Consider the following 6,844-nt stretch of genomic DNA (forward strand, 5'->3'; position numbering starts at 1 on the left):
AATTTTCTTCTTGTGGAACAGGCCGAAAAGCCTGTTCATAAAAAGATTATTGAGAATAATGCCCGATCTCATTGCACTCAAGAACGGGCAAGATGCCCGTTCCACAAGAGATGAATTTTCTTCTTGTGGAACAGGCCGAAAAGCCTGTTCATAAAAAGATTATTGAGAATGGTGCAATATCTCAGTTGTAGCGCGTTTCTGGTTTACCCTGGTGTCCAGGACTGTTCTGGTCGCTGCTTTAGCATGAAAGCGTAGGTTTTGCAACTAAAAAATTTTGGTTTTTTTTACGGTTTACGATCGACTTACACGATATTTTTTCGGATAAGAACCTGGTTGATGCGTAAGTGTTGGGAAATGAACAGCCGTCGATCGACCTTTTGGTTTGTAGCCGTCGCCGAAACTGTTGGCTGCGACGGCTGTTTCTTTTTTTTGCTGTTAAGATTGATTTTTACTTGAGGGTGCTCTATTGCGGAAAATATTTTCACCCAATTATTCGAGATAATTAGATTCTATGGCTTGTCGCTCGCAAAAACTATTTTTATTCGCTGGTATTTTGGGGTTAGTTGTGTTGGCAAAACCAGCGAAAACATCCGCTAGCACAGTTGAAATTTTGACCTCAAATGTTGAGGATTTGGCCGCAGTTAGCAGCAGAGGCGATCGAGCTTTCCTTCCCGATACTAATCTTGACAAACGCCAAGAATTGCCCGTAAAAGACGAGGAAACGCAGTTACCCGCTGAATCAGAACACCCGGTGGCGGCGGAAACTCCCGACTTACCGCCTTCCTCGGCAAATTCAGTCGATGTGACATCTTACACCATTCTCAAGAACAGGCAAGATGCCTGTTCCACAACGAGTGAGTTTGATTGTGGGGTGGGCATAGAGCCCGCCGGTAACAGGCTTATTGACAAGGGTGCAACATCTCAGACCGTTAGCGAAGCCCTCGGAGAGGATCGCACATTTAGCACAAAAACTCAAGAAACCGAGCTTTTTAACTCAGATCAAAAACTAGAAGAAAGTATTGACAGAAAAAAAATTGATTGGGGTATCGATCGAGCCTCGCAACTCAGCCAACTGCCCAACCCAATTCTGCCGCGAGAACCAGAATTACCAGCTCCTGAGCCGCCGCAACCCCCTGCGCCGTCTCCCCTCCCACCAGCCCCGCTAACACCTGTTCCCGGCGATGATAGACCGGGGATTATAGGTACAATTAGGGTCGATCGCTTTGAATTTGAGGGCAACACAGCCTTTAGCGATCGCGAACTCGCAGAAGTTACGCAACAGTTTGCCGGCCGCGAAATCACCTTTGCCGAACTGATCGCAGCCGAAGCAGCCGTCACTCAAAAATATGTAGCCGCCGGATACATCAATTCCGGCGCTGTAATCATCGCCAACCAAACCTTTCCGAGAGAAGGAGGTGTGGTGAAAATGCGGATTGTAGAAGGCGGATTAGATGAAATTGTGATTACTGGAAACAGGCGCTTAAATTCAAATTACGTGCGATCGCGCCTTGAACGCGCTACCAGACGGCCCCTCAATCGATCTCGCTTGCTGGAAGCCTTGCAAATGCTGCAACTCGACCCCTTAATTGGCAATATTTCCGCCGAACTCCAAGCCGGAAGCCGCCCGGAAAACAGCCGCTTAGAAGTGCGGGTAAAAGAAGCAGACAGCTTTAGCGCTGAAGTGTTCGTAGACAACAATCGATCGCCCAGCGTCGGCAGTTTTCGGCGCGGTGTTCGCATCAATCAAGCAAATTTGCTCGGTTTGGGCGACGGATTAGAGGTATCTTATGCTAACACCGACGGCAGCAACGAATTCAACGGCAGCTACACAGTCCCCGTCAACGCGCGCAACGGCACGATTGGGTTCGCTGCGAGTGCTGCTAGCACCAATATCATCGAGGAACCCTTTGATGCTGCACAAATTGAGGGGAAATCGCGGACTTACGAGTTAACTTACCGCCAGCCGATTGTCGAAAAGCCCGATCGCACTTTGGCTTTGGGACTGAGTTTTTCGCGGCAAGAAAGCGATACATTCCTGTCAGGGGAACGATTTGCGCTGTCGGCGGGCGCAAACGATCGCGGCGAAACGCGGGTTTCGGCTGTGCGCTTTTTTCAAGAATACGTGCAGCGGAGTTCCAACCAAGTGTTCGCGGCGCGATCGCAATTCTCCCTCGGCACTAATCTGTTCGGCGCTACTGCGAACGATAGCGGGCCCGACAGCAGTTTTCTGGCGTGGCGCGGCCAAGCCCAGTACGTGCGGCTGCTAGCGCCAGAAACCTTGCTGATTGTGCGTTCTGACATTCAATTAGCCGATCGCCCCCTGCTTTCTCTCGAACAAATTGGGATCGGTGGCGTTCAAAGCGTGCGCGGATACCGCCAAGATTTGCTGTTAACTGATAGCGGTGCGATCGCCTCTGCTGAAGTGCGAATTCCGGTTTGGCGTGTCCCGGAAGTCGAAGGATTGTTGCAAGTGGCTCCGTTTATCGATTTTGGGTTAGGATGGAACCATTCAGGAGAAAAGCCGAATCCTGACTCGGATAAACTGCTGGGTGCAGGTTTGGGGCTTATTTGGCAGATGGGCGATCGGTTGAATGTGCGTCTCGACTATGGTATTCCTTTGATAAATGCTCGATCGGGCGATCGAACTTTGCAGGAAAAAGGCATCTACTTTCGGATTAATTACTTTGGTTTCTAGCTAGTTGTGGCTGGGGTTGAAACCCCTGTATCCTAGCGGAATTCCACCGCTAGAACGATTAAATATAGTTCAGCTAATTCCATGCTCTACTTCAATCTAATATTAATTCCGGTTAGCTTGGAATGATTTAACCGCAGAGAACGCAGAGAACGCAGAGGAAGGGAAGAGAGATGAATAATTCCGATAAAGTGCGGATTAGATATAATATCAAATCCGCACTTCATCGGAATAGTAAATTCCAGTTCACTGTTCACGGCGTCAACAGTCAACAGTCAACCGTCAACACTCAACATCATTCCGGTGTTACCGGAAATGATATAAAATCTCAACTCTCAAATCTCAAATCTCAAGTCTCAATTGTATAACTTAGTTAACACAAGAGGGCTGGTTTTATGGTTCAGACAAAAACTAAAATAACATTTGCAGAGTTTCTCGAAAAGTACCCAGACGGATCTGGTATCTACGAACTTGTAAATGGGGAGATTGTCAAAGTGGAAGCAACCAGGGCTCATAAAAATGTGGCACGATTTCTAGTATTTGGCTTTAACGATGAAATCAGGCGTTTGGGACTTGACTATATCGTTGACAAAGATATAGTTTTCAGAACTGTAACAGCTTCAGGACAAGAACAAGGCAGAAATCCTGATGTCGGCGTGGTTAAGGCATCAGTATGGAACAGTAATGTACGTGGCTACGGAGCCCTTACCGAACCTATCGAATTAGCAGTAGAAGTTGCCTCTACTAACTGGGAAGACGACTATGTAGATAAGCTAGATGAGTATCAAAGGCTCGGCATTTGTGAGTATTGGATAGTGGACTATTTAGCCATTGCTTCTAGGGCTTATCTAGGCAATCCCAAAATTCCCACCGTTTTCGTTTACTCTTTGGAAAATGGCAGTTATTTAGTTCAAAGTTTTAGAGGTAATGAGCGCATTATCTCTAAAAATTTTCCCGAACTAGAAATCACGGTTGAGCAACTTGTACTCAGCAGCCAAATTCAAAAGATTTAGAGCAACGAGATGAGATTACACCGATAAACTTTATCCTGGAAAGAGTGTTTTTATGTCTCCCTTGCATTACTCGTTACTATTTGCACCATTCTCAAGAACAGGCAAGATGCCTGTTCCACAAAGAGTAGATTTTATTATGGGGAGTAGGGGTTGGGCATCTAGCCGGGCCGTAAGTTACTCCCTACTGTTTGCCTTCCTGTTGCTATTTCCCACTTCCGCGATCGCCCAAATCATTCCCGATAATACCCTGGGCCCGGAAAGTTCCCGCACAGTTCCCGATACTATCAATAACATACCCTCAGATAGAATCACTGGCGGAGCAACACGCGGCGTTAATTTATTTCACAGCTTGCGGGAATTCAACATTGGTGAAGGGCGGGGAGCTTATTTTGAAAATCCCAGCGGAATTTCTAATATTTTTACCCGCGTTACGGGCCCCAACTCCTCAAATATTTTAGGGACTCTGGGAGTTTTGGGAAACGGCAATTTATTCTTAATTAATCCGAAAGGAATTGTATTCGGGCCGAACGCTCGGTTAGATGTGCGCGGATCTTTTCTGGCTGGAACTGCCGACAGCATTGTATTTAATAACGGCTTTGAATTTAGCAGCGCCAATCCCCAAGCAGCGCCGCTATTGACGGTTAATATTCCGGTGGGTTTGAGATTTCGAGAGAATCCCGGCGCAATTGTCAACACTTCCAGTGTCACCCAAGTTATTCAAGACACAACAATTCCAGTCGGTTTGGCAGTTCCTCCCGGTCAAACCTTAGCACTGGTAGGAGGAGATTTAATCTTTAACAATGGTTTTGCCAGCGCTTTTAGTGGCAATATTCAATTAGGAAGTGTGGCAAGTCCGGGTTTGGTAAGCTTCAACATCACGCCCATAGGATTAGGTTTAGATTATACAAATGTTGCCAATTTTGGCAACATTGAATTATCAGGTTTATCGGCGGTGACAGCGAGCGGGCCCGGTGGGGGCGCGATCGCACTCCGGGGAGGAAATGTGATTTTGCGCGATCGATCGAGCCTAGTATCCGATACCTTGGGAAGCATTGACGGCCGCGGCATCAATATCGAAGCAGCACGATTTAGCCTTTTCGATCGAGCCTTTGTCGGCTCCACCACTACCGGAAGCGGAGCCGGAGGCCCGATCAATGTCCGAACCGCCGAGAATATAGAACTCAAGGGAATAGGATTTGAGAACTTTCGGCGACGGCTTCTCGATCGTGCTGCAGCACAAGAGCCGGGAGATATCACCGAGCGCGAAAGCAGCATCATTACCGGAACTCTCGGTGCCGGCAGATCCGGGGAGATCGCGCTCGACACCAAACGATTAACTCTCCGAGACGGATCGGTAATACTCAACCCTACACTCGGTACGGGAGACGGCTCTGGTGTGACAATTAGAGCCTCTGAATCGGTAGAAATAAATGCCTCCGGGCTGTTCACCACAACTTTTAACAGCGGAAATGCAGGCAGTATCGCCATTGAAACCGGTCAACTGAGTGTCACCGACGGAGCCGTCGTCTCGCCCTCGACTTTTGGTGCCGGGAACAGCGGAAATCTGAGCGTGAGAGCTTCTGACTCGGTAATAGTAGCGAGAGAGCGATCGGATAGCCCTTTGAGTACGGCTCTAGTCGCTAACAGTATTGGCGGCACGGGAAGGGCAGGAAATATTGAAATTAACAGCCGCTCCCTGCGCGTAGAAGCAGGGGCTAGCATCTCTTCTGCGAGCGGGCTGAGCACAGGAGAAAGGTTGATTCCTGTGGGCGGGCCTGGCGGAAACATCACCATCAACGCCTCAGACTCGGTGGAAGTGATCGGCACCGCACCGGGCGCTCGCCCTTCCCGAAGTCTAATCGCTGCAGGAACGGCTGGGAGTGGCAAAGGGGGTGATGTGACGGTGAACGCCAGACGCTTGATTGTCCGAGACGGAGCAGCCATCGGAGCCTCAACTCTGGGTACGGGACAAGGGGGAAATGTGACTGTCACTGCTTCGGAATCGATGGAAATAGCCGGAACTACAAGAGACGGAATCTTTCCCAGCACCATCGGCACAGCTTCGGGAGATTTGCTGTACCAGACTTTGTTGGGGCTGCAACCTCCATCCGGTGCGGCGGGAAGCTTGAGCATTGCGACGGGCAGGTTGAGTGTCCGAGACGGGGCTACAGCTAGCGTCCAGAGTTATGGAACGGGGTCGGCTGGCAGCATCAATGTTGTCACAGATTCGATCGCCCTCAACAACAAAGGCAGTATTGACGGCACGACTGTATCGGGTATCGGGGCTAATATTAACTTGCGATCGCGAGACATCCAATTGCGCCGCAACAGCCGAATTACCACTGATGCGGGTGCTGCAGACGGCGGCAACATCACCCTCAACAGCGATATCCTAGTGGGGCAAAACAATAGCGACATCACCGCCAACGCCAAGAGCGCTGCAGGCGGCCGCGTTAATGTCAATGTCCCGAATATCTTGGGCTTTGCAGCAGCGGGCCGCGAACAGGTGAGAGACCGGTTGGGGCTGAGCGACGCTCAATTTGCAGCTTTGCAAGTAACTCCTACATCTGAGCTTTCCACCAGCGACATCGCCGCCATTTCCCAAAGTAGCGGCCCGGCTTTGCAAGGTACTGTTACATTTAGTGCTTCTGGCGTCAATCCCGCTCAAGGTTTAGTGGAACTGCCGCAAAATGTTGTCGATCCGACTGCTTTAATTGCGGCAAATCCCTGCACGCAAGGGGTCGAGAGCGCATTTACTGTCACTGGGAAAGGAGGAGTGCCACCGAGTCCTAATGATGCCCTCAGCAGCGCTCCATCGCCGCTTCCGTGGGTGGAAGAGGCAGGAAGTTCGACAACGGGCAATGTACGGGATGTAACCGATCGAGCGAAGACGGAATTGGGCCCAATCCAGGATGGGGAAGTTGTTCCGGCTCGCGGTTGGGTGATGAATGCTCAAGGAGAAGTTATGCTTGTGGCGAATCAAGTTGCGGGTCAATTGGACGATCGCACGAGGCATTCTGTATCGGTTTGTCCGCCCCGATGACCCATTGATTACAACTCACATCTTGCACCATTCTCAATTAGCCGTAGGGGCGGGTTCGCCAACAGCCTTAAAGCTTGCAAATAGGTTCTATAAACC

Annotated in this window: 4 protein-coding genes; all 4 read left to right on the forward strand. The window is 49.7% G+C overall.

The window, feature by feature from the left end:
* Positions 1-511: 511 nt before the first annotated feature.
* The gene (locus tag QUA00_RS25670; RefSeq protein WP_333411623.1) at positions 512-2,695 is read left to right on the forward strand and encodes a ShlB/FhaC/HecB family hemolysin secretion/activation protein; all 2,184 of its coding nucleotides are present in this window, start codon (positions 512-514) and stop codon (positions 2,693-2,695) included.
* A gap of 170 nt (positions 2,696-2,865) precedes the next feature.
* Complete coding sequence (locus QUA00_RS25675; protein WP_333140097.1) at positions 2,866-3,060, forward strand: hypothetical protein; 195 nt, start codon at positions 2,866-2,868, stop codon at positions 3,058-3,060.
* A gap of 27 nt (positions 3,061-3,087) precedes the next feature.
* Positions 3,088-3,705 (forward strand): Uma2 family endonuclease, encoded by a 618-nt coding sequence (locus QUA00_RS25680; RefSeq protein WP_333140095.1) that lies wholly within the window; start codon positions 3,088-3,090, stop codon positions 3,703-3,705.
* Positions 3,706-3,811: 106 nt separating this feature from the next.
* Complete coding sequence (locus QUA00_RS25685; RefSeq protein ID WP_333411624.1) at positions 3,812-6,748, forward strand: two-partner secretion domain-containing protein; 2,937 nt, start codon at positions 3,812-3,814, stop codon at positions 6,746-6,748.
* The last annotated feature ends 96 nt before the right edge of the window (positions 6,749-6,844 follow it).

This window comes from Microcoleus sp. T2B6, assembly GCF_036700475.1.
Taxonomy (GTDB): Bacteria; Cyanobacteriota; Cyanobacteriia; order Cyanobacteriales; family Microcoleaceae; genus Microcoleus.

What these genes read in the sequence shown, in the direction of transcription:
- QUA00_RS25670 (WP_333411623.1), top strand. Translation starts at nt 512, where the DNA reads ATGGCTTGTCGCTCGCAAAAACTATTTTTATTCGCTGGTATTTTGGGG.
- QUA00_RS25675 (WP_333140097.1), top strand. Translation starts at nt 2,866, where the DNA reads ATGAATAATTCCGATAAAGTGCGGATTAGATATAATATCAAATCCGCA.
- QUA00_RS25685 (WP_333411624.1), top strand. Translation starts at nt 3,812, where the DNA reads ATGCCTGTTCCACAAAGAGTAGATTTTATTATGGGGAGTAGGGGTTGG.
- QUA00_RS25680 (WP_333140095.1), top strand. Translation starts at nt 3,088, where the DNA reads ATGGTTCAGACAAAAACTAAAATAACATTTGCAGAGTTTCTCGAAAAG.